This window comes from Actinomyces sp. 2119 (assembly GCF_003591215.1).
Lineage (GTDB): Bacteria > Actinomycetota > Actinomycetes > Actinomycetales > Actinomycetaceae > Actinomyces > Actinomyces lilanjuaniae.
The window spans coordinates 287,842-310,650 of sequence record NZ_QYRR01000001.1 but is presented as its reverse complement, the minus strand read 5'-3'; the positions used below and the strand labels follow the sequence as shown (position 1 = coordinate 310,650).

The 22,809-nt window shown below is 64.9% G+C and carries 13 protein-coding genes, 4 tRNA genes, 1 pseudogene and 1 CRISPR repeat array; of the genes and pseudogenes, 5 read left to right on the top strand and 13 right to left on the bottom strand.

Annotation, left to right across the window (positions count from 1 at the left end; all coding sequences use genetic code 11):
• Positions 1 to 72: 72 nt before the first annotated feature.
• The gene (locus tag D4740_RS01230; protein ID WP_119835104.1) at positions 73 to 1,449 is read left to right on the top strand and encodes a UTP--glucose-1-phosphate uridylyltransferase; all 1,377 of its coding nucleotides are present in this window, start codon (positions 73 to 75) and stop codon (positions 1,447 to 1,449) included.
• Between the two features lie 196 nt (positions 1,450 to 1,645).
• A CRISPR array of direct repeats spans positions 1,646 to 7,590; the repeat unit is 28 nt; unit sequence GGCTCATCCCCGCGTATGCGGGGAACAC.
• A gap of 18 nt (positions 7,591 to 7,608) precedes the next feature.
• Here D4740_RS01230 and cas2e read toward each other — a convergent pair.
• From cas2e to D4740_RS01185, 9 genes are all read right to left on the bottom strand, one after another.
• Complete coding sequence (cas2e, locus tag D4740_RS01225; protein WP_243107053.1) at positions 7,609 to 8,007, bottom strand: type I-E CRISPR-associated endoribonuclease Cas2e; 399 nt, start codon at positions 8,005 to 8,007, stop codon at positions 7,609 to 7,611.
• Entirely contained in the window at positions 8,007 to 8,954 is a 948-nt protein-coding gene (gene cas1e, locus D4740_RS01220) for a type I-E CRISPR-associated endonuclease Cas1e (protein WP_119835102.1), read from the bottom strand. The genes cas2e and cas1e overlap by 1 nt, the downstream gene beginning before the upstream one ends.
• A 4-nt stretch (positions 8,955 to 8,958) precedes the next feature.
• Positions 8,959 to 9,663 (bottom strand): type I-E CRISPR-associated protein Cas6/Cse3/CasE, encoded by a 705-nt coding sequence (cas6e, locus tag D4740_RS01215; protein ID WP_119835101.1) that lies wholly within the window; start codon positions 9,661 to 9,663, stop codon positions 8,959 to 8,961.
• A complete protein-coding gene (gene cas5e, locus D4740_RS01210) occupies positions 9,660 to 10,373 on the bottom strand; it encodes a type I-E CRISPR-associated protein Cas5/CasD (RefSeq protein ID WP_119835100.1) in 714 nt (237 codons plus the stop codon). Before cas5e ends, cas6e begins: the two co-directional genes overlap by 4 nt.
• Positions 10,370 to 11,506, bottom strand: a complete 1,137-nt coding sequence (gene cas7e / locus D4740_RS01205; protein ID WP_119835099.1) for a type I-E CRISPR-associated protein Cas7/Cse4/CasC — start codon at positions 11,504 to 11,506, stop codon at positions 10,370 to 10,372. The genes cas5e and cas7e overlap by 4 nt, the downstream gene beginning before the upstream one ends.
• 30 nt (positions 11,507 to 11,536) lie before the next feature.
• A complete protein-coding gene (casB, locus tag D4740_RS01200) occupies positions 11,537 to 12,229 on the bottom strand; it encodes a type I-E CRISPR-associated protein Cse2/CasB (RefSeq protein WP_119835098.1) in 693 nt (230 codons plus the stop codon).
• The gene (gene casA / locus D4740_RS01195) at positions 12,222 to 13,892 is read right to left on the bottom strand and encodes a type I-E CRISPR-associated protein Cse1/CasA (RefSeq protein WP_220475000.1); all 1,671 of its coding nucleotides are present in this window, start codon (positions 13,890 to 13,892) and stop codon (positions 12,222 to 12,224) included. Before casA ends, casB begins: the two co-directional genes overlap by 8 nt.
• 73 nt (positions 13,893 to 13,965) lie before the next feature.
• Entirely contained in the window at positions 13,966 to 16,857 is a 2,892-nt protein-coding gene (cas3, locus tag D4740_RS01190; protein WP_119835097.1) for a CRISPR-associated helicase Cas3', read from the bottom strand.
• A gap of 150 nt (positions 16,858 to 17,007) precedes the next feature.
• Positions 17,008 to 17,083: transfer RNA gene (locus tag D4740_RS01185), tRNA-Val, on the bottom strand.
• Between the two features lie 202 nt (positions 17,084 to 17,285).
• On the opposite strand from D4740_RS01185, the gene D4740_RS01180 reads away from it, so the two are divergent.
• The 3 genes from D4740_RS01180 to D4740_RS01170 all read left to right on the top strand — a co-directional run bounded on the left by D4740_RS01180 (position 17,286) and on the right by D4740_RS01170 (position 17,542).
• A tRNA-Gly gene (locus tag D4740_RS01180) sits at positions 17,286 to 17,358 on the top strand.
• Positions 17,359 to 17,395: 37 nt separating this feature from the next.
• Positions 17,396 to 17,466: transfer RNA gene (locus tag D4740_RS01175), tRNA-Cys, on the top strand.
• 1 nt (position 17,467) lies between these two features.
• A tRNA-Val gene (locus tag D4740_RS01170) sits at positions 17,468 to 17,542 on the top strand.
• 134 nt (positions 17,543 to 17,676) lie between these two features.
• Here D4740_RS01170 and D4740_RS01165 read toward each other — a convergent pair.
• Positions 17,677 to 18,531 carry a Cof-type HAD-IIB family hydrolase gene (locus D4740_RS01165; protein WP_119835096.1) on the bottom strand — a complete coding sequence of 285 codons (855 nt, stop codon included), beginning with the start codon at positions 18,529 to 18,531 and terminating at the stop codon, positions 17,677 to 17,679.
• A 556-nt stretch (positions 18,532 to 19,087) separates the two neighbouring features.
• Here D4740_RS01165 and D4740_RS01160 point away from each other — a divergent pair.
• A complete protein-coding gene (locus D4740_RS01160; protein ID WP_310732059.1) occupies positions 19,088 to 19,954 on the top strand; it encodes a chromosome condensation regulator in 867 nt (288 codons plus the stop codon).
• A gap of 969 nt (positions 19,955 to 20,923) precedes the next feature.
• Here the strand turns inward: D4740_RS01160 and D4740_RS13065 are convergent.
• From D4740_RS13065 to D4740_RS01145, 3 genes and pseudogenes are all read right to left on the bottom strand, one after another.
• Positions 20,924 to 21,130: pseudogene (locus D4740_RS13065) on the bottom strand (integrase core domain-containing protein); the annotation flags it as partial.
• A gap of 385 nt (positions 21,131 to 21,515) precedes the next feature.
• Positions 21,516 to 22,235: an alpha/beta hydrolase-fold protein gene (locus D4740_RS01150; RefSeq protein WP_119835249.1), complete on the bottom strand. Its 720-nt coding sequence runs from the start codon at positions 22,233 to 22,235 to the stop codon at positions 21,516 to 21,518.
• Positions 22,236 to 22,293: 58 nt separating this feature from the next.
• Positions 22,294 to 22,788 (bottom strand): GNAT family N-acetyltransferase, encoded by a 495-nt coding sequence (locus tag D4740_RS01145; RefSeq protein ID WP_119835095.1) that lies wholly within the window; start codon positions 22,786 to 22,788, stop codon positions 22,294 to 22,296.
• Between the last annotated feature and the right edge of the window lie 21 nt (positions 22,789 to 22,809).

The following is a 22,809-nucleotide window of genomic DNA, read 5'->3' as shown; positions in this document are numbered from 1 at the left end:
TGGAACGGCGGGTAGCAGCGGGCACGCCGTGGCTGCCGCGTGACTCCGCCGAGGGCGGGATACCCTCCTGCCATGAGCGAGAACGGACTCACCCTGGCCCAGGCCAAGATGCGCGACGCCGGCGTCGCCCAGCAGGCCATCGACGTCTTCAGCTACTACTACAGGACTCTTGAGGAGGGAGCGACCGGGCTGGTACCGGAGGAGAGCATTGAGCCTCTGACGGACATCAGCTCGATCAGCGACGTGGAGGTCAGCCCCGAGCAGGCCAGGGACGCCCTGAGCCGTACCGTCATGATCAAGCTTAACGGGGGTCTGGGGACCTCGATGGGGCTGGACCGGGCGAAGTCCTTGCTCCCCGTCCGGGGCGGAAAGACCTTCCTGGAGCTCATCGTGGACCAGGTCCTGGCCGCCCGCAGACGCTATGACGTGACCTTGCCGCTGGTCTTCATGAACTCCTTCCGCACCCGTGAGGATACCTTCGAGGCCTTGGAGTCCTGCCCGCCGATCGGGGTGGAGGGGATCCCCCTGGACTTCCTGCAGAACCGCGAGCCCAAGCTGCGCGCCGACGACCTGACCCCAGTGACCTGGGAGGCCGACCCGGAGCTGGAGTGGTGCCCGCCCGGGCACGGGGACATCTACACGGCCCTAACCGCCTCCGGAGTCCTGGACGCCCTGCTGGAGCGGGGCTACCGCTACGCCATGACCTCGAACTCGGACAACCTGGGGGCTGCCCCCTCGGCCCGCATCGCCGGGTGGTTCGCTGCCTCGGGAGCCGCCTACGCCCCGGAGATGTGCCGTCGCACGCCCGCCGACGTCAAGGGGGGGCACCTGGCGGTGCGCCGCAGTGACGGGCGGATTATCCTGCGCGACACCGCCCAGACGCCTGCCGACCAGATGCACTACTTCACCGACCAGTTCCGCCATCCCTTCTTTCACACCAACAACCTCTGGTTCGACCTGGAGGTGCTGCGGGACACGCTGAGCCAGCGCCAGGGGATCCTCGGGCTGCCGCTGATCAGGAACACCAAGACGGTTGATCCTTCCGACCCCGCCTCCACCCCGGTCATCCAGATGGAGACGGCCATGGGTGCGGCCGTGGAGGCCTTCGAGAAGGCAACGGCTGTAGAGGTGTCTCGCAGCAGGTTCCTCCCAGTCAAGACTACCAACGACCTGTTCCTGCTGCGCTCTGACGTCTACGAGGTTGACGAGGACGGCCTGCTGGTGCAGGTGCCGCAGGAGGCCTGCACGGTGGTGCTGGACCCTCGTTACTACAAGACCATCCGGGACTTCGAGGCACGCTTCCCTGAGGGTGTCCCCTCTGTGCGCGGGGCGAGTTCGCTGACCGTGGAGGGCGACTGGACGTTCGGTGCTGACGTGGTAGCGACCGGGGACGCCGTGGTGAGGGAGGAGGGGTCGCCGGGGATTGTTCCTTCTGGCACCCGGATCTGAGCGAGGCATTTTTACAGCGTTCTGTGTCGTGACCCGTGAGCTGCTGTTAAGGGTACTGCTTCGGAGAGTTATGCAGCGCATGGCCTATGTGGCCGCGCAGTCTGCCAATCGCCTGGTAGTGGGTGGATGCTCGTAGCCGACGGGTGCGCGTAGATGCTCGGAGGCCGTTGTTCCCACCCACCATATGGGCGCTTGGTTCATTTCCCCGCGTATGCGGGGAGCACGCGTTGGCGGGCACGACCCAAGCACGGCCGACCGGCTCATCCCCGCGTATGCGGGGAACACGGAGATGAGGACGCACGGCCGGTGGGACGGAGAGGCTCATCCCCGCGTATGCGGGGAACACGGTCAGCCAGAAGCTGTCCAGTCCGTGCGGCAGGGCTCATCCCCGCGTATGCGGGGAACACCTGAACGTCCCCTCCCAACAGGTGCTGGACCTCGGCTCATCCCCGCGTATGCGGGGAACACTGGCCATCTCTGCTCCTTACTCTAGGCCAAGTAGGCTCATCCCCGCGTATGCGGGGAACACGACGTCTGGCAGACGTACATTCGCAGCACCAGGGGCTCATCCCCGCGTATGCGGGGAACACATGATCAACGAAGGTGCACTCGCGCGTGTTGGCGGCTCATCCCCGCGTATGCGGGGAACACTGGACTCGGGTACGGGTGCGCGCACGCAGCCTCGGCTCATCCCCGCGTATGCGGGGAACACCCTCCGGAGCCTGAGGGTGGGGCGTCTGATCTGGGCTCATCCCCGCGTATGCGGGGAACACCCCATCACCGGGACAACCCGGCACACGGTCCGGGGCTCATCCCCGCGTATGCGGGGAACACAGTTTGATCCACTTCTGCTTCGGGAACACGGCCGGCTCATCCCCGCGTATGCGGGGAACACTGGCCCGATCATGACTCGCGATGAGGCGCGGCGGGCTCATCCCCGCGTATGCGGGGAACACGGGCACAGGGCGAGGTGTGGCGCGTGCGGGGTAGGCTCATCCCCGCGTATGCGGGGAACACGACCGGTAGTGGCTTGACAATCCTGATGGTCATGGCTCATCCCCGCGTATGCGGGGAACACACAACTCAAGGAGAGTCATGGCTACTACTGCCGGGCTCATCCCCGCGTATGCGGGGAACACCGACGTTCGGTATGCGGGTGCGTGAGACGCCGGGGCTCATCCCCGCGTATGCGGGGAACACACGCTGATCTCCTGCAAGCGCGGTCCGTGGGAGGGCTCATCCCCGCGTATGCGGGGAACACGGGCGCCACCCAGTGTGAGATTGAGTTGACTGAGGCTCATCCCCGCGTATGCGGGGAACACCCAGACCATCGAGGGGAACACCTCCCCTGGTTCGGCTCATCCCCGCGTATGCGGGGAACACCCAGACCATCGAGGGGAACACCTCCCCTGGTTCGGCTCATCCCCGCGTATGCGGGGAACACCCCGGGTACACGCCCGGCCGGGACGTGTACAACGGCTCATCCCCGCGTATGCGGGGAACACTACATCTTCAGCTCCGGCAGCGATGCGCCGACCGGCTCATCCCCGCGTATGCGGGGAACACCCCGGTGGGTTGGGTGATGTGGCCGCTGCGGAGGGCTCATCCCCGCGTATGCGGGGAACACGACCGGCTGGTGCTGCTACCAGGAGGGCGGTGCGGCTCATCCCCGCGTATGCGGGGAACACCCTGATGTGGCTGACCGGTGGGCCTGGGTGACCGGCTCATCCCCGCGTATGCGGGGAACAGTGTGGGACGCGATCACCACATGGGCTTCCTCGGGGCTCATCCCCGCGTATGCGGGGAACACCCACCGGTGACCGCCTACGGGCTGCGTACCAGCGGCTCATCCCCGCGTATGCGGGGAACACCTGACCGCCATCGAGGTCCTCCCCACCACCATCGGCTCATCCCCGCGTATGCGGGGAACACCTGGCCTCAGCCAGCAGCTGAACCGGGTCCTCGGGCTCATCCCCGCGTATGCGGGGAACACACATCCAGGCACAGGCCGGTGACCTGTCCGTCGGGCTCATCCCCGCGTATGCGGGGAACACCGGCTGCCCACTAGCTGCGGGATCACGGCGGACGGCTCATCCCCGCGTATGCGGGGAACACAACGGTGGGTTCTACCACGCCCACATCGACCCGGGCTCATCCCCGCGTATGCGGGGAACACCTCCCCGATGACTGGGAGGGCGACGATGAGGAGGGCTCATCCCCGCGTATGCGGGGAACACGCATCACGAGAGCCAGGAAAAAGTCCATCGAGGGGCTCATCCCCGCGTATGCGGGGAACACACAACGAGACGTGGGACAGAATCACCGAAGAGCGGCTCATCCCCGCGTATGCGGGGAACACGTCTGACGGGCGGAGAGTCCGTCTCGTCTACTGGGCTCATCCCCGCGTATGCGGGGAACACACAACTCAAGGAGAGTCATGGCTACTACTGCCGGGCTCATCCCCGCGTATGCGGGGAACACTTCACGATGGGCCTAGGCCTGCTGGTACTCCCGGGCTCATCCCCGCGTATGCGGGGAACACACCGTGTCCCACGTGCGGCTGATGGCGGCCCAGGGCTCATCCCCGCGTATGCGGGGAACACTGGGTGTCGTCAGCCTCCTGCGCGATGGGAGATGGCTCATCCCCGCGTATGCGGGGAACACGAGCGGTGGTGATGTAGCGTGTATCTGCCCGAGGGCTCATCCCCGCGTATGCGGGGAACACGGCCGTTGGTATGCCCAGAAGTATGGCGAGTACGGCTCATCCCCGCGTATGCGGGGAACACCTCGACGTGGGCAGGCCCACAGGGGCGGCCCACGGCTCATCCCCGCGTATGCGGGGAACACGATGACCCAGCCGTCCTCCAGCAGCCTCGCGAGGGCTCATCCCCGCGTATGCGGGGAACACGCTCATTTACGGGGGTAGTGTCAGGGGTCCCGGGGCTCATCCCCGCGTATGCGGGGAACACAGGGTGGGTGCGCCGTCGCACAGGAGGGGGTTGGGCTCATCCCCGCGTATGCGGGGAACACACGAGGGCCTGGCACAGTGCTGGGAGGGGTTGGGGCTCATCCCCGCGTATGCGGGGAACACCAGGCTCACGCCTACACCGCCATGGCAGAAGAGGGCTCATCCCCGCGTATGCGGGGAACACGCGTACCAGCCCAGGAGCTTGGTGTACTCGTCCGGCTCATCCCCGCGTATGCGGGGAACACGGCATGGTCCCCGGTGTGGGACACCTCAAGGGCGGCTCATCCCCGCGTATGCGGGGAACACTGCTTCCACTGCCTGGTAGCCCTCCGCAGGGCCGGCTCATCCCCGCGTATGCGGGGAACACTGGGCTACCGGGAACCTCAGGACGTGTGTCCACGGCTCATCCCCGCGTATGCGGGGAACACCAGCGGAGCGTCAGGGGGTGGTAGGTCTCTGTCGGCTCATCCCCGCGTATGCGGGGAACACAGGCAGGGGCGCGCCAGTTACCAAACCGACACCGGCTCATCCCCGCGTATGCGGGGAACACGGCATTGTCGGTGCGGGCGACCGCATCGCCGGGGGCTCATCCCCGCGTATGCGGGGAACACTGTCCCGACTCCCCTCGGTGTCGTGTGCACGACGGCTCATCCCCGCGTATGCGGGGAACACACCATTCTCCGGGGCGACAAGCCGCCCCGGAAGGGCTCATCCCCGCGTATGCGGGGAACACAGTCGGCCGTGAGGGATCTTTTAGCGTGGACTCGGCTCATCCCCGCGTATGCGGGGAACACCACGTAGACCGTGACATACGGTCCGTCACCTAAGGCTCATCCCCGCGTATGCGGGGAACACCAGACGTCGGGTATACGATCGGGACGGCATGGAGGCTCATCCCCGCGTATGCGGGGAACACCTCACAGCGGACGCCTCCAGGGCCGCGATCTCCGGCTCATCCCCGCGTATGCGGGGAACACTGGGCTACAGGGAACCTCAGGACGTGTGTCCACGGCTCATCCCCGCGTATGCGGGGAACACACCAGGTCCGTGGTGACCTCACGGCGGAGCGCCGGCTCATCCCCGCGTATGCGGGGAACACTCGCTGATCAGATTGAGGCGGGGACAGTCCTGGGGCTCATCCCCGCGTATGCGGGGAACACCTGGACCCAGAGACTTTCGTAGACTTGCGAAAGGGCTCATCCCCGCGTATGCGGGGAACACCGCGTCATATACCGAGTCGCACAGGTCTGCGACGGCTCATCCCCGCGTATGCGGGGAACACTGGCGTGGGATACGCGAGCTAAGAAAACGATGAGGCTCATCCCCGCGTATGCGGGGAACACTGGAACTGCGTCTTGTTCGTGTTGGCCATCCAGGGCTCATCCCCGCGTATGCGGGGAACACGAAGGAGATCACCCGCGAGGTCGGTAAGTGGGGGGCTCATCCCCGCGTATGCGGGGAACACGATATGCGAGAGGCCCGCAAGGTCTTGGAGGGGGGCTCATCCCCGCGTATGCGGGGAACACGCGATCACGATCGGTAATTGGCTGTGGGACACGGGCTCATCCCCGCGTATGCGGGGAACACGGATCTAGGAAAGTTTTAGAGAGTGCTCCGTAGGGCTCATCCCCGCGTATGCGGGGAACACAACTGGGTGCCCCGGGAGGAGAACCGGCCGGTGGGCTCATCCCCGCGTATGCGGGGAACACCAGTGCATGTCCGCTACCCGGCAGTAGGACCGCGGCTCATCCCCGCGTATGCGGGGAACACCGTGTCACGTCAGCCGCGACACCGGCTGACAGCGGCTCATCCCCGCGTATGCGGGGAACACTCAACCTCGTGGATATACACCGCCCCCTCGACCGGCTCATCCCCGCGTATGCGGGGAACACAGGTCCAGGTACACCAGCGACTCGGCCACGGAGGGCTCATCCCCGCGTATGCGGGGAACACTGCTCCACCCCACCGATGACCGGGTGGACCCCCGGCTCATCCCCGCGTATGCGGGGAACACAGGGCCTTCCTAGCGGCTTTCTGCTGTTCCTGCGGCTCATCCCCGCGTATGCGGGGAACACTGCTTGCGCTCCTCATGCAGTTCCGACTCCAGGGGCTCATCCCCGCGTATGCGGGGAACACGTCTGGTCGGGAGATCTACAAGTACTCCGGCCGGGCTCATCCCCGCGTATGCGGGGAACACGCGTACCAGCCCAGAACCCGGGTGTAGTCGTCCGGCTCATCCCCGCGTATGCGGGGAACACTGGGTGGCCAGGACCTCCCGGCAGCGCGTGAACGGCTCATCCCCGCGTATGCGGGGAACACTCACCCTTGTGCAGGTACCCGAGACGGGCCAGGGGCTCATCCCCGCGTATGCGGGGAACACAAGTCCTGCCACCTGTCACACACCCGGACCCCCGGCTCATCCCCGCGTATGCGGGGAACACGCGTCGGTTACGATCCCGGCTGGCAGCACGCACGGCTCATCCCCGCGTATGCGGGGAACACGGTACAGGTCGGCGATTGCGTCGTAGGGCATGAGGCTCATCCCCGCGTATGCGGGGAACACTCATAGACAACATGCTGTACCCAAAAACCCACAGGCTCATCCCCGCGTATGCGGGGAACACCCCCGGCCCTGGAACTGTCTGCGCACTGCACGGGGCTCATCCCCGCGTATGCGGGGAACACGTGAACACGGTCCGCAATATCGTCACCAACGTGGGCTCATCCCCGCGTATGCGGGGAACACTTCTTGATAACGGTGCCCGGCACCTCCTCGTCCGGCTCATCCCCGCGTATGCGGGGAACACGTACCTGGACTACCGCAGGAGGGAGTTCTTCGGGGCTCATCCCCGCGTATGCGGGGAACACGCCGCTCAGTCGCGGCCGTCCTTGTCCTCCCCCGGCTCATCCCCGCGTATGCGGGGAACACCACGCCGGGGACTATGCCAGTGCGACGGTGTACGGCTCATCCCCGCGTATGCGGGGAACACGCGGTCAACTACCTGGGCGTCATGTCCAACTCGGGCTCATCCCCGCGTATGCGGGGAACACTGAATCGTCTCAGCCGTGTGAGTAGCCACCGTGGGCTCATCCCCGCGTATGCGGGGAACACGGTCCCCACCTGCTCCGCAACGACGAGAGGAGCGGCTCATCCCCGCGTATGCGGGGAACACACTTCCTGACCTGCGAGTTTACCCTGGATCCGGCTCGTTCTGGTACGACTTGGTTGCGTCGGGACGTGGTGCTGCCCACCGCGGGCGCCGAGAGCGCTGCTGGGCTCGGGCAGTACTCCAGCCCGTGCGTCTTACCTGCCTCTTCGGCTGGAGCGGCCTGCGAAGCAACAGCACCCCATCGCAGTCCACCGGTTCCCACTCGTGGTTGTGGGTCCGGTAGGCAAACCCCTGTTCCGTGGCCGCGCTGAAGATCAGCAGAGCCCGACCGTCCTTGCACAGCGCCACAGTCCTTTCCCACAGCAGGTCACGCACGCGAGCACTCACCTGCCCGACGAACACACCCGGACTGATCTCCAGCAGCCACTTGGTCAAGTCGCCTCGAAGTCCTGCCGGGCAGGCACTAAGGACTAAGGTCATCATTCCTGCTCGGCCTCCGCGTAGTTGACGCCACTGCTTACCGTGCCCAGCTCGGACCACAGCACCAGGTCACCTATGTCCGGTGCCTCCAGGTCATCCACCTGCAGCAGGTCGCAGACGTCTCTCACCATCCGTGGCAGGAGTCGCTCGCTTACCACCGCGTCACGGACCCGACGACGGGCAGCCGTCTCCGGGTCGTCTCCACCGGCTGCACTGGCTGCAACGGATTCGAAGGCGGCAGGAATCGCGACCTCGGCCTTGTAGAGGTCGGCGACATCGTAGACGAAGGCTCTATCCGTACCCTGGTGGACGAAACCGAGGGAGGGGATGCAGCCCAAGGACACCACGACGGCATGTGTCACCCCGTACAGGCAGGCGTTAGCAGATGTCAACGCCTTATTGATCGGGTTGCTGGCCTCGAAGTCCTCTACCTGGTAACTACGGCGGTCCCACTCCACGCCGGTGCGCCGGGACAGGTCCCGGTACACTTTTTTCATCCTCGCCCCTTCCCGGCCCCGCAGCTGGGACATGGTCAGCCTGCTGACGTCCTCGCCCTCGAACCTCATGCGGTACATGGCGCGCGCAACCTCTAGGCGGGAACGCTGGTTGGTTACCAGTCGTGCCTGAGTCATCGCCATCTGGGAAGACTTCGCTAAGGGCCTGCCGTGGGCGTAGTAGCGCACGCCCATCTCCCCGGTCCACACAGTTGTCACACCGGCGTCGCCGAGCAGGCGCATTGCGCCGTGGGTGACTCGGGTGCCCGGCCCCAGCAGCAGCGCACCGAGCGTCGCCGCTGGGGCGTGCACCACGCCCTGCTGATCCGTGAGAGTCAGCGCGTTGTCGTCGCGGTGTACCGTGCAGTGCTCCGCGTACAGGAAGGACAACCGATCCTCTACCCTGACCAGCTCTTTGCGCTCCGGGGGCGGAGCGCCCTTGGGTGCAGCCACGGGGTCACACCTTTGAATGTGCCAGGGTTAGTAGTCCGCAGCCGTAGGCCTTACCCCGCCCGATGCCGTTGACGAGTGCTGCGCGCAGTAGTCCCGCGTCCGTCACCCGCAGCACGCCGTCGAACTGTGCCTGGCGGAGCGTGACGTGGCCGTGCCTGCCATGCTTCGAGTCATAGCGACGGAAGCGCAGGTCCCTACGTTCCGTAACGGCTACTTGGTGCACGACTACTTCATCATCCCCCTCGGAGGAGAACTCGCTGTGAGACAGCACCTCGAAACCATGCTGGGCACTCTTGCCCACCAGCCACCGTGTCTGCTGGGCAACAGTGACATGAGGCAGCACCTTGCCTCGCGGGCCCTGAGTATGAGGCTCGCTGTGTACCGGGTTGGCGCGCAGCCGGAACTCCCACTCCTGACCCGTGCGCAGCCTGTCCAGCATCGGCTGGTAGTCCACTGACTGTGCTGGGCGCGTGACCCACCCCGCACGCTCTACCAGGTCGGTGGCATCTGGTGCCTCTGGTGACACGATGTACAGCAGGTGCGTGTGCTCCGTGGACGAGTCGAGCCGCCACAGCACCCGGCCCTCATCAGTGCGGAGATCTGGCGGGAAGAGTGCTCTGACCGTTGCATGCATTGCCTGCGGGTCGAGCAGGAGCTCCCGTCCTCGCCTCTTACCAGGATTGAGCAGAACTCGCGTGAATATTGTCATGCGGACACCACCGCGGAGAAGAACGGGTCCGGCACTGCCGATCCCTCGGGGTTACTGACGTCAACGGGATCTGCGGCGATGACGTCGCGCCATCCGTAGTCCCTGCGTGCCGGGTCGAAGCTCAGGGGGACGTCGCGACGGCGCGCGTAGGCCGCCTCCTGCTCACCGGGCAACCTGTCCCGGAAGATTGACAGACTCATCCGCTGAGGCACGCTGCGGCGGTAGTTCTGTGAGGCATGCCAGGGCTCGGCCCGCAGCACGGTATCGACGTCGCCCTCACGCACGCCGATGGGCAGATCCGTGCCCGCCGGGCAGGAGCGCCGCCCCAGGAACAGAGGGAACCGAGGACGCTTCAGGGCGTCCTCCAGTGCCTTGAGGAGAGGCTTCTCCCCACCCACGGCGGCCACAAAAACCGCATCGGTGAGGTAGTAGCGACTCACCAGCGCCAGCGGAGTAGACTCGCCTTTCTGCCAGGCCGTTGAGGTCTGAAACTCTTTGAGGACGCGCCCTGGCTGGTCCACGCGCACCCCGAAGGACAGGCGCGCCAGATCCTCTACCGGGTCGGTACGTCGGCGTCCCTGAGCGGCTGCCAGCAGACCCAGCACCCCCGACTTGCCCGGATAGGAGCGCGTCTGCCGTATCGTGTAGCGGCTGTCATCTCCCCAGGACTGCAGCGGTCCCCGCAGCAGTAGCAGCAGTGAGTGGGTCATGCCTGTGATCCCTCGCTGAGCCTCTGACGTACAACTGATGTCACCCGGTCCAAGAGCTCTGAAAGCCTCACCCTCTCACCCAGGCCATCCATCTCCTCTCCCAGGTCACTCAGGGACACGATGAACGAGGCCAGAGGTAGCATCTCATAGACCTCGCTGACGGAACGGGCCTCCTCGGCCAGTGCCCGGGCTGCTGCGCGCCGTCGGCTCGTGCCCTCGTCCCCGCGTACCGGATTCTCGAAGGCATTGACCAGGGACACGGGGCGGTCGTCACGTACGGTGACGTACACCAGCTCGGGAAGGGTATTGTTAGCGAAGGTGGTGATCTTGCCTGTGGGCAGGGAGCGGATAAAGCTGCGCAGGAAGCTGCTCGCGGCCGTCAGCGTCGCCTCCGAGTCACCCCCGAGGTTCTCCCGCAGGGACAGCACGTCAATGGTGGCGAAGCGGTAGAGCGTGGAGGACATCATCTGGATCGTCCCGATCATCCCCGCGCCGGTCTCCTCCCCACCCCGCTGTACCTCATCGTCCACTGCGGTGAAGTAGTCGAACTCGGGCTCGGACTCGTGCACGCCGATGGCGTGAGCGACCTGGACGGCGGCATCCACGTTGTAGTCCGGCGCGTCAGCCACCATCCGGCCGAACATGGCCACGTCGATGCTGTGACCCTGGTCGAGGATATCCTTGGCCTGCTTCTTGGACGGGGCCTTGCCCCCGTTGTCCAGGATGAAGCGGGCGGCCTGCTCCACCTGCCTGTCGGACAGGAACAGGAGGTAGCCGGTCTCTGGTGCGCGAGGCTCCTCATCCTCACGCACCTTGGGTTCCACCGTCTTGATCCCAGCGGCCTTGAAAACGGCCTCAGCGGCCTTTAAGGCCGTCTCGCGGCTGTAGCCCTCATCCAGCAGGCACACGCGCTTGGCTACCAGGTCCACCACACGCTTGGAGCGGGTTCCCAGGTCCGCCTTGCTGAGGTAGGAGTCGAAGTCCTTGCGGATGGCCCGCTTCCAGGCCTGGGAGGACACACGCTGCCGCACCGCCCCGCCAAAGACTGCGGACTTCGGAGCGCCGGTGTCATCACGGTTGATGTTGCTGGGCGGCAGGGACTGCAGAGCGTGGATATCGATGGTCAGGGCCATGGTAGAAGTATCCTTTCGTGGGGAGGGTGCTCAGCGGTTGTCGGCTGTGGTGGTGTCGGCAGTGCTGGTCTGCGACGGTGTCGTGTAGTGGCCGGAGGAAAAGTCCCGCCCCCAGCGCAGCAGCACCCGGTTGCGGTCGGGAAGCTCCAGCAGGCGCAGGTCCACGGCCAGGCGCCCGTAATCGGCTCCGATGTGCTCGGTGCGCAGCAAGGTGACCAGGTTCCGCAGGTGGTGCAGGCGCGTCACCGGGTTGCGGCAGAGCAGGACGGCGTCGAAACGGGGCTTGATAGAGCTTGACTCCCGACGGGTGTCAAGGTGCCCGACAGCCCGGGCCAGGCTCTGACCGGTCACATGCATGGGTGCGGTCTGGGACTGCATGTGCAGGGCGAACAGGCACAGTGCCGCAAAAGCGGCACTCTCATAAGGGCTGACCTCATCGCCTCCGAGAAGGTCCTCATCCAGGTTGGGCAGGAGCTCCTCCAGCGCCGCCTGCCACGCTAAGGGGTCGTTGTCAGCCGTCATACCTGCCCGGCGACGGAGCGTGGCCAGAATCCGCCGGGCCTCGGCCTGCTTCTGCTGGGTGCGACGGCCCAGGTAGGCATCCTGGAGGCCTGAGGCTGCTGCCGCGACAGCCGACGCAAGCCGTTCTCCCTTTCCTCTGGGTCGTTGAGGAGGTGCCTGTGGTGGGGTGGTGCTGTCAGCAAGGACGGGTGCCTCAGTCATGTGCCTTCTCCTTGTTCAGGACTGGTTGGGGAAGAAGCGCGTGCAGGTCGTGCTGGAGGCGCTGGAAAGCGGTACCTGCGGAGATGATGCGCGAGGAGCCACCCTGGTCCACCACCCGGCCTGCCAGTGCCTTGGGGCCCGCGCCACTTAGACGCGTGGCTGCCATGTCCAGGACCTGGTGCTCGACCAGCCGGAACCAGGTGGCGAGGGAGCCGTCGGGATCCTGGGTGTCAACAGTGACCAGCCATGAGCGGAAGGCAGGCTCCAGGGTATCAAGCACGCCTGCGGCGGCCTCGGCCTGGTAGACGTAGTCCCCGCCTGCGGCTGTCAGGAGGTTGCCGACGTAACGGCCGTAGCGCACAGACGCCTCCCGTGCCCCCCGGCCAGCGGAGAGGAGAACCTCCGTGAGCTGGGGACTGCGTGAGGTCAGGACGGAGCGGGGCAGTTCCAGGAGGGTGCTCACAACGTGGGACACTGAGGCTGCCTGGGGCCCGTAGTGCACGGAGACGAGCTCGACGGTCAGGGGCTCCTCGGTGAGGAGGCCCTCGTTCCTCAGCTCGGTCAGGGCGGTGATGGTAGCCGGGGCCTTGGGGGGCTGAGCCCCCTTGGCCCGTCCGCCGCCCGGCAGGTCGACGATGACACCCTCACGGACCAGCAGGGGCTCCAGGCTGCGCCACACGGTCTGCTCGGCGTCGTGGGGCCGGGGGTAGAAGACAGGGGAGCCTTTCTTGGACTTGTTGGCTGAGTACCGGTAGGGCGTCATGGGGTCAGCCAGGATGTTGGCTCCAGCCTCCGGGATCTTGTCCCCGTTGCTGACCAGGACGGAGGTGACGCGGCCATCCTCCACGAACAGCCGGAGCCGACGCGACTGCCAGGTCAGCAGGTCACAAGGGCCGGTGGGCGCCGTGCTGGGACGCTCGGTGGCGTCATCGGGCTGGCGCTCCCACGCGGGGAGATCAGCCGCTGTGTCAGTGGACATCACCAGCCGTGCTGGGGTGTTGAGGACGAGCGTCTCACGCAGGCTGCGTCCGTGGACGACCACCCCGCCGGTCAGTCCCGTCCAGCCCTGGCCAATGGGATAGCCCCTGCCTCCCTTGACCCTCGGGTCACCCAGCGCTCCGGACTTGATGCCCGAGTAGTCATAGGCCTGCAGGTGTACCGACCAGCGAGCCGCCTCAGCCAGTGTGAGGCTGTCCAGCTCGTGCCCGGCGCGCGTGGTGAAGTAGTCCTGCTCGGCCTCCGGGACGATCCTACGCACTGGAAGCCGAGTGCTCTTGGCCGTGTCCAGGTCTGGCACCTGGAGGAAAGGGGTCTGCGGGTGGAGCAGGTCGAAGCGCTCGGCGTGCTGCTCCAGGTACTCCAGCACCACCTCGTCCCTGGCTCCCGAGCGCGCCTGGGCGAAGGTCTCCTCCCACCAGTCGTCGAAGCGGTAGGGGTCGTGAACGTCGGCCAGGACCTCGTCCGTGCGGTGGGCGCGCCAGGTGATCGCCAAGACCAGACGCAGGACCGCGTAGTCCTGGGTGGGGGAGTCCCCGCGCACGCGCAGGGCGTGGTGCTCGCCGTCGAACAGTTCTCGCAGGGACAGCTCCTGGGAAGAGCCGTCGGGCATGTCGCAGCGGATCCAGGGCTGGGATAGGAGTGAGAAGAAGGATGAGGAGGACACAGCGTCTCCTGGATGTGAAAGATGTAGTCACTGAGTGTCGAGCGTAACATGCACCAGTGACATGTGTCCCTGCTCAAGTTCCTCTTTGCTCTTGGGTCTCCTGGAGGCCGAGCTCGCGCTCATAGCGCAGGCGGCGCTCCGAGACCTCACAGGTCAGCTCGCTGTCGAGCCGCAGCGCCACCAGCCCGCGCAGCAGACCGTTAGCAGCCCAGCCGATGGGTGTGGCTCGCTCCAGGGCGTCGATCGTGGTGTCAAAAGTTCGCCCCAGGCACAGTGACCTGGGCAGGCGAACCGTTGAGCGCGCCAGCACACGAGCCGTGGTCCACCCGGGATCCTGGTCGTCAACCAGGGTCCGCGTCGCACCACCGCGTACCAGCCACGGTAGGGGCGTGTAGCCTCCCGGGCGGTCAACGATGACGACGGCCTCGATCGTCGGGTCGGAGTCGCGCACCTGGGCCAGTCCCGAGGCCTCCGAGCGGGCTGAGTCCGCGATGTCCCGGTCCTGGGCGGTAAAGAGGTCACTGAGTCGCCTCGCGCTGCCTGCCGGGGGGAAGACAAAGGTGGAGGCTCGGGACTCGGAACGGTCTCGGTCCCGCCCCCGCGCCACCACGGCCTCCTGCCATATCTTCTCCCACGCGGCAGGGATCGGGGGAGCGGGGGAGTAGGTGGTCTGCACCAGGTGGGGGACGTCGTCAGGGCGGGTCAGGACACCGCCGCCCAGGGGGCCCTCCAGCAGAGTGGCGTAGGTGGCCAGGAGAAGCGCCTCGTCGTAGACAGCTGTCGATGAGGGGTCGAAGAGTTCCTCGGAGCCGCTAAGCTGCGTGGCAGCGTCGGTCTGCGGGTCGGCTCCCACCAGGCCCCGCAGGATCATCCGGGGGTGGCGCAGCCCCTCTGGCCTGTCCCCCTCAGGGCGTGCATGCCGGTGCAGGCGCCCCAGGCGCTGAAGGATGAGGTCCATCGGCGCGATATCGGTGATGAGCAGGTCGACGTCGATATCCAAGGACTGCTCGGCAACCTGGGTTGCTACCACCACCCGGCGGGCTGGTCGGCCTGAGCCACGGTGGGCGCGCGGTCCCATCTCAGCCACCAGCTCCTTCTCCAGGCTCACTCTGTCCCCGGCGACGAAGCGTGCGTGCAGTAGCCTGACGTCCTCGCCCATCTCCGTGCGCAGGGCTGTGTAGGCGTCCTGCGCACGGGCTACCGTGTTGCACAGCACCAGGACGCATCCGCCCTTCTCAGTGCTCTCCAGGACCGTGCTCACCAGGGTGGCTACGTCGTCGGCGATGGTGGACACGGCAGCGTCGATGTCCGCAGGCCGTGGCGGTACTGCCAGCTCCCGTGAGCCCGGCCGACTGAGCGCCGTCACCAGTGGGTAGGCGCTGGAGAGTTCCCCCAGCGGCCGCTGGGCGTGCAGGCCGCGCGCGTAGGCCTCCATCAGGGTCCGTTTGATCTGCACCGGTAGGGTCGCGGAGAGCAGGACCACCGAGGTGCCGTACTCTGCCAGCCACTCGATGGCCCGTGCCAGGTAGACGTTCATGTAGGCGTCGTAGGCGTGCACCTCGTCGATGACCACAACCTTTCCTGCCAGGCCCAGGTGGCGCAGCATCGCGTGCTTGGCCTGCAGGGCCATGAACAGGACCTGGTCCACGGTGGAGACCACCACTGTGGACAGAACTCCCTTCTTGCGTCCCGACATCCACTGTGATGCCACCACCTGGCCGCGGTCGGTATCCTCATGGTGGTCGGCGGTCTCGTCGTAGACCTGGGCGGCGCGCAGGCGCTGGTAGTCCTCGTTGAGCGCGTTCCTGGAGTGGCCCAGGAACATGGACAGCACCTCCCCCAGGTCCTCTGAGGAGCTGGCTGCCCACTCCCGGGTGCGGCGGAACAGGGAGTCCGAGGTGGACATGGTCGGGGCGGCCAGCAGCACGCCGCCAGTCGGGGCGCCTGAGGACCCCAGGACCTCTGCGGCCAGTAGCGCAGCCTCCGTCTTGCCCTCGCCGGTGGGCGCCTCCAGGATCAGCAGTGTCGGACCCTCGGCCTCCTGGCAGGCCTGAGCGACCACCCGCTGGCACGGACGGGCCGAGGCGTCCTCGGGCCAGGAGAATCGGTGCCGCAGGAAGGCGTCCAGGTCGCTCAGGTCTGGTGGCTCCGGCTCCCAGGGTGCGGTGAGGTCCACTGCCGCACAGCCTTGCTCCACACGCAACTCCTGGTCAGGGATGACCTCCATAGGGAAGTTCTCCGCGTCGGAGGCGATCCAGTCGCTCATGATGACCAGTCCGGTCGCCAGCATCTGTCCCGCAACCGGTACGGGCCGGTTCAGGCGCTCCAGGACCGGCCCCGCCTGCGTGTACTCGGTGATGAAGGCCAGCAGCTCGTCCCACACCTGGCGCCAGGACTCGCCGTAGGAGTCGAGCACCGCGCTGGCCGTCTTCTCCAGGTGGGAGCCCGGCGGTACCCCGTGGTGGCACCCCGCCACTGCGGACAGTGACCGTGCCACTCTCTTGTTCAGCCCCCGTGTAGCAAGCCACCCGTCAAGGATGACCTGGCTGGCCACGGAGTGGGGTAGCGGAGAGGACTCCTCCAGAGTAGAGGGCTGCGGATCCAGACCCGCCTCACGGACCCGCTGGGCGAAGGCAGTATATTCCGGGCTGCTGTCCAGCTGGTTCTGGAACTTTCTGCACGCCTTGCCGATGTCGTGGGCGCCAGCGAGCCAGGAGATCAGGGTGCCTGTGTCCCTGGTGCTCAGGCCACAGGCCCGGGCGCAGGAGTCTTGTAGGGCGGAGGAGACCCAGCGGTCCCACAGGCGGGTGGCCACGCCTGCCGAGTCGAGCATGTGCTGGGGCAGGCAGAGCCACCCGGTCTCGTCCCCGGACTTGGCCCACAGGGAGCGGGCGCTGGGGGACAACGTCCTCAGAGGGGACGTGGTAGCGGTGGAACCTGGGTGGCTGGCTGGGGAAGTAGACATGGAAGTCCTTCGGTGTTGATGGCACCGAGGAGTCTGCCACGACCCACTGACACGAATGGCCGGTCCCTGACTGATGCGCCAGCGCGCCCTGGCCCCGACCCGTTAATGAGGCCCGTCAGTACCCAAGCACTGACGAAGGATCCTGCTTCGTGGTGGGCGATACTGGATTCGAACCAGTGACCTCCTCGGTGTGAACGAGGCGCTCTAACCCCTGAGCCAATCGCCCTGCGCGGCGATAACCATAGCCAGCCGGGGGCGCCAGGGCAAGCTCGGTGCCCCCACAGTCTCGGTGAGGTGAATCACCGGCTGCTGGTTTGCTGCGGCCCGCACCCCGGGTGCTATGGTTTCACCGCAGCCAGTGGTGTGGCGGGCATCGGATGTCCCACAGCAGACGTAGTGGGGAGGTCTGTCGCGCTGGTGGTGGAACTGCGGATGTGGCTCAGTTGGTAGAGCATCACCTTGCCAAGGTGAGGGTCGCGGGTTCGAGTCCCGTCATCCGCTCGGAGGAGCCGGGAGCGGCCAGCACCCTGCCTCTCACGGTGGGTTGGCCGAGAGGTTAGGCACCGGCCTGCAAAGCCGTTGACACCGGTTCGAATCCGGTACCCACCTCGGGCGATTGGCGCAGCGGTAGCGCGCTTCCCTGACACGGAAGAGGTCACTGGTTCGAACCCAGTATCGCCCACCAGACTCGGCGGGCCGGAAGGTACAACCAAGAACGGTCGGCCGATTCAACGGCGCGCCTGCCGCTGGTGGCTGGCTTGTGCGGACGGCAGGACGGCATCCGGCTATCGCCCGTGCCTGCCGTCCTGGCACAAGCGCTCAGCCCAGCAGCCCCAACCGGTCAAAGGCCTTGGCGAGGCCGTCCTCCTCGACGTCGTCAGTAACCAGGTTGGCAGCCGCCTTGACCTCCCTGCTGGCGTTACCCATGGCCACCCCGGTCCCGCAGTGCTCGATCATGTCCAGGTCCACCGTAGCGTCACCGACGGCGATCGCGTCCTCCAGACTGGCGCTCAGGTGCTCCAGGAGCACGTCAGCGGCGTGTGCCTTGGAGACTCCGGCCACGCCGACGTCACCGAAGAGGGCGTCGTGCCCGCGCCCGCCCCAGCTACCGTGCCTGAGCCAGGGGAAGGCCTGGCGGGCAGCCTCCAGGTCCTCAGGACCGGACAGCAGGTAGCTGATCTTGTTGACGTCGTCACGCACCAGGTCAGCGTCGTAGATAAAGTTCGGGAAAACTTCCTCCACCGTCACTGAGTCCGCGCCCGCGTGGCCCCTGCCAGCGGCGTAGGCGCGCACGGCGGGCAGGGCGGCATCGCGAAAACCGGGGGAGGGGAAGAGCCCCGAGTTCGCCTCCAGGTAGAGCTCCAGGCCCCGACCCGACAGCCAGGCCACCAGGGCCTGGCAGTCCTCGCGGCTGAGGTGCTGGTGCAGGAGCACCTCCCCCTGGTGCTCCACGTAGGAGCCGTTGCCCCCGATCATCCCGTCAAGGCCAATGTCCCAGAGATAGTCTGGCATCTCCGCCCTGGAGCGGCCTGTCGTGGGATAGACCCGGTGACCCAGGCGGCGGGCGCGGCGTATAGCCTCTACCGCCGAGGAGGGCAGCTCGTTGGCGTAGGTGACGAGGGTGCCGTCGACGTCGACCAGGACGATGCGGGGGCGGGAGGAGGGGGAGTTCATAATAAAGCGCCTTGGGAGAACGGAGATCGTTGGCTCGTGGTCCGGGGACGGCAGACCACCAGAAATGACCTTTTATTTCGTGTTTTGCGTCTCTTGCGTGCGGTGAAGGTTATGGAGTATAGCATGAGTCATGGTCTTGATTGGCTGTCGCGGGGCGGTTGCGCGAACCGGGTCTGTGACGTCCAGGCTGGCGGGGCTGCCTACCTGATGATACTCCCGACCAGCAGAATCTGTGTCATAAGGAACCGAATAGTTACTTTACTGTTGAGCCGAACTCTGAGGGAGGGCGATCGCATATGTGACTTTTGGCGAGGTGGCGTGCTGGATCGGCAGCAATCTGGAGGTGCTCACTACTGCCCTCGGTGGTCACCGGCCCACGATTTGACCTCGTAGATCCCTGGCAGGTAGAGGCCTTGTCTCAGCCCTGGTTAATTCCCTCGACCGCCTGACCTGTTGCCTCGCCACCGCCCCATATCAGGTAGGATGTGCGGGGCACGGTCCGACGATTCGTCTGGTATACGACTCAATAAGGACCGGGCCTATACTTCCTAGTCGAATGACATGGCAAATGATGAATAGTAAGGAACTTGCAACGATCACTCAACGCCTGCTTGCCGCAGGACGTCGGCATACGGTTGGCCTGCGTAAAGATGGCACAGTTGTGGCTGTTGGCGCCTCTACCGCCGGAGAGTGCCGAACTTCGGCCTGGCGCGACATAACTGAAGTTGCGGCCGGGAACGTGCATGTCGCTCGTAATACAGGTAAGTCACACACGCTAGGTCTCAGATCTGATGGACTTGTTGAAGCCTGTGGTTGGAATAAGCATGGGCAGTGTAAGGTACAGGACTGGCGCGAGATAGTTGCTGTCGCTGCGGGCTGGAGATTCAGTGTTGGTTTGCGCAGTGACGGAACTGTTGTGACAACTGGGCGCTTCGCTTCGGACTCACTGGCCCGCTGGCGGAAGGTCGACAAGCTTACGTGCGGGGACTGGCACGTTGCAGTTCGAATATCTGATGGGACCGTTCGAGCTTCGGGCAACAATACATGCGGACAGTGTGAGGTCCACGCCTGGCGCGAGATTGAGTTCCTGGCAGCTGGATATCTCCACACCATCGGTCTCACAGTCGATGGCAAGGTACAAGCAACCGGGCAATCAGAATTCTGGCGAGGTTGCGAGAAGTGGAGGGAAATTGTCGCTGTGGCTGCCGGTAGTTACCATACTGTTGGCCTTACTGCCCAGGGTACCGTTGTCGCCGCAGGAAGATCTGACTTTGGACAGTGTGACGTGTCTGGATGGAAGGATGTCGTGGCCATTGCAGCGGGAGGTGTTCACACAGTCGGGCTGCGATCTGATGGCTCGGTTATTGGTGTCGGTGCTAATGAGTTTGGCCAGTTAGATACCTCGAACTGGATTCTATTCTGACAAGGTGCTTTTCCTTATTTATGGGACGAGGTTCTTGATGTTGGATCAGGACTTGGTCTTGGGTGGAGTGCGCAGTCGAGTACTGGTGAAGTGCACCTTATAGTCCGTGGCTCACTCTGGGGCTCTTCACGGATAGTTAAGTGGCCCTGGGCAGGAACTGAATTTATCCGCGATACGGGCTGAAACATCATTCCAATGCTTATTTCGGTAGACTCACTTGAGGAAGGTTTGGATAAGGGTATCAGGCCGCTAATGCGCAAGGTGGAGGACAACGTCGGGTGTGACCGCTGTGCGTATAGTGTATAAAAGGGTTGTCCCGGACTTGGCGGCTCTTTACATGTCTGAGAACCGGTCGGGTTGTTGGTGGCGTCCAAGCAACTACCGGGCAATTTAGTGAGTAAGGCTACGTAGGTTAGGGTGCTGCCTCGTAGGGGTCCCAAGCTGCCTTGACTTCGCCGGTCATCGCGTAACAGGTCGCTGAGATTATGTGGTGCATGTCAACTTCATTCTGCGTCACGCCATCTGCTCCTTCTAGCCGGTAGATATGTAGGCGCCTACCTTCGGCCTGTAGCGTTTCGTCGGCGGTGTTCCAAACTACATTTGAGAGGCAGTAATTCGGGTCATTGACAGGCAGGTGACCATGAGCAATTTCAGCGCTCAGTGGAGCGTCCTCCTGGCCACCTTGACGATCAGGACAGCGCCGCACCCGCCAGGTCTTGGTGCCAGACGAAGGGCACCGATATGTGCGCGATCGAGTTAGAACGGTCGTGGGACGCAAGCCATGCGTCGTACGGTCTTACTGAAGTATCGCGTGCCCGGCTTCGGCAACTACAGCGTTGGCACTAGTAGCCTGGCTCGACAGAATACCACAACGATGTCCTGCTGCCGGAAACTGGCTGAGGACGGTCAGCCCGAGGCCGTCAAGGTAGCGTAGCGTGACCAGTTCAGGTGAGGATGACGGAGGGCAGGTCAATGTATTGGTGAGCTGTGTAGGAGTTCCAATATCCACACCTTGGCCACATCCATACCTAGTTGTATTTTCCTGTGAGACTGTGTACGTGTTGTGCCGGGGGTCTGGCCGTCGATGCTGGTGTGGGGTCGGTGGTGGTTGTAGTAGCGGAGCCAGTCGTTGTAGGCGACGGCTGGTTCGGCCTCAGTGGTGTAGGCCCACTTGGTCGGTGGTGAGGGTGCGGTTGGGGCGCTATTTATGACGCTTGTTACTGCGTTTCTGTCGGCTACGCTTGTGTAATTATTTGTAATTACTGCCCACAGTGGTGTCGCTATTAAGTCGGAGTTCTAGTCTGCTGGGTGCTATGCGTCGCCTGGGGGTGATATTTTTCGATGAAAAACTCGATTGTGACTGATGTTGGTCACTCGTAAAATAGATATCAGGTGTCGGGTTATAGTGGGGAGACTAGCGGGACTCTGATAGAGGCTGTCGCGAGCCCGAATTGGGCCTTAGCAGAGTACTGTGGGGGTGATAGAGGGCGGGCAGCAGAGACTGTGCTAGACAGCGGTGCTGGCACACAGTTGTCCGCGCAGTGTTCTTCCGGCCGTACTACTACCTATGATGTTGCCTTGTCTTTCCAGCAGGAGATTGCTGTGCCACCTTACTACTATAAAACGCGTCGATGGCGCCCAGGCCAGCGATGAATCGCTCCCTGGCGTACTGCATGTGGTTGCCGGGTCCCACCTCGAAGCGGGTCTCGCAGCCGGCCTGGTGCAGGATCCCCGCACAGGCCTCCATGTTGTCCTGCACGCGGTGCAGGATCTTCTCAGGGGCTTCACGCTCCTGGCTGCCGATGGACAGGAAGGCGAACTTTCCCGAGAGCTCCAGCGGCAGCGAGCGCAGGTGGTCGAGCCACCCCTCGTACCACACCGAGGCCGACAGGCAGCCTGCCGCCGCAAAAGTGTCCGAGTGCACGAAGGCGTACATCGCGAACAGCCCGGCCAGCGAGTAGCCGCAGATGGCGCGCTGGGAAGGAACCAGCCCAAAGTGGTCGTCCACAACGGGAAGGGCCATGTCAAGAAGCTCCTTGAGGGTCCTGTCCGCGTCCCCGGCAAAGTCGGGGTCTCCCGGGTACAGGCCCGGTGCAGGCCAGGGGGTGAGGCTGTCATCCCACTCCTCGACCGGGATCGCCACGACAGTGGCGGCGAGGCCCGCGCACAGGTCATCGATCTCGAACGGGCGCCCGCTCATGTCAATGACGTAGATGACCGGGCCGGTCCTGCCGACCGTGCCCTCGTAGCAGACTGCGAGATCCGGTCTCACATACTTCATGTCACGCTCCATGACAGTGTCCTCACAGTCCTCAGGCTCTGGTTGCAGGTTGACGTGATTACTCGCAGGGGCTGCCCTGCAGGTCGCCACCCTGCGTCAGGTGCATCATACTGGGCATATCGGTGAAGCCGGCGTGCTCGTAGAGCCGTCTGCCCGCGTCGGAGGCCTCAAGGTACACCTTGCCTGCGTCCCGCGCACGTGCCTGACGGACTAGCCAGCTGACGACCGCGGCCCCTACTCCGTGGCCTTGGAACGCCGGACGCGTGTACACGTTCATCAGGTAGGCGCACAGGCCGCTCGGGTTATCAGGCGAGGGCATCTCCCTGTGCAGGCAGAGACCGCCGCACCCGACCGGCTCGCCGTCCAGTCTGGCCAGGCAGGCGACGTGCCTTCCGGCTGCCAGCTCCTGCTCGTAATAGGCCCGGTTGGCGCGCTCAAGGGCGGAGACGTCTGCGTCGAAGGCGTTACCAAAGACCTCGCGAAGCACCTCGACACGCCATGCTATCAGCTCGTCAATGCGAGCGAGCCCGACCTGCTCCACCTCAATCCTCATACCTCATAGCGCCTGTTCGTA

Bases quoted from the DNA above. Each gene is read 5' to 3' on its own strand.
- cas6e (WP_119835101.1), bottom strand. From the start codon at position 9,663: ATGACAATATTCACGCGAGTTCTGCTCAATCCTGGTAAGAGGCGAGGA.
- cas7e (WP_119835099.1), bottom strand. From the start codon at position 11,506: ATGGCCCTGACCATCGATATCCACGCTCTGCAGTCCCTGCCGCCCAGC.
- D4740_RS01165 (WP_119835096.1), bottom strand. From the start codon at position 18,531: ATGAACTCCCCCTCCTCCCGCCCCCGCATCGTCCTGGTCGACGTCGAC.
- D4740_RS01230 (WP_119835104.1), top strand. From the start codon at position 73: ATGAGCGAGAACGGACTCACCCTGGCCCAGGCCAAGATGCGCGACGCC.
- casB (WP_119835098.1), bottom strand. From the start codon at position 12,229: ATGACTGAGGCACCCGTCCTTGCTGACAGCACCACCCCACCACAGGCA.
- D4740_RS01160 (WP_310732059.1), top strand. From the start codon at position 19,088: ATGACATGGCAAATGATGAATAGTAAGGAACTTGCAACGATCACTCAA.
- D4740_RS01145 (WP_119835095.1), bottom strand. From the start codon at position 22,788: ATGAGGATTGAGGTGGAGCAGGTCGGGCTCGCTCGCATTGACGAGCTG.
- cas3 (WP_119835097.1), bottom strand. From the start codon at position 16,857: ATGTCTACTTCCCCAGCCAGCCACCCAGGTTCCACCGCTACCACGTCC.
- cas5e (WP_119835100.1), bottom strand. From the start codon at position 10,373: ATGACCCACTCACTGCTGCTACTGCTGCGGGGACCGCTGCAGTCCTGG.
- D4740_RS01150 (WP_119835249.1), bottom strand. From the start codon at position 22,235: ATGAAGTATGTGAGACCGGATCTCGCAGTCTGCTACGAGGGCACGGTC.
- cas2e (WP_243107053.1), bottom strand. From the start codon at position 8,007: ATGACCTTAGTCCTTAGTGCCTGCCCGGCAGGACTTCGAGGCGACTTG.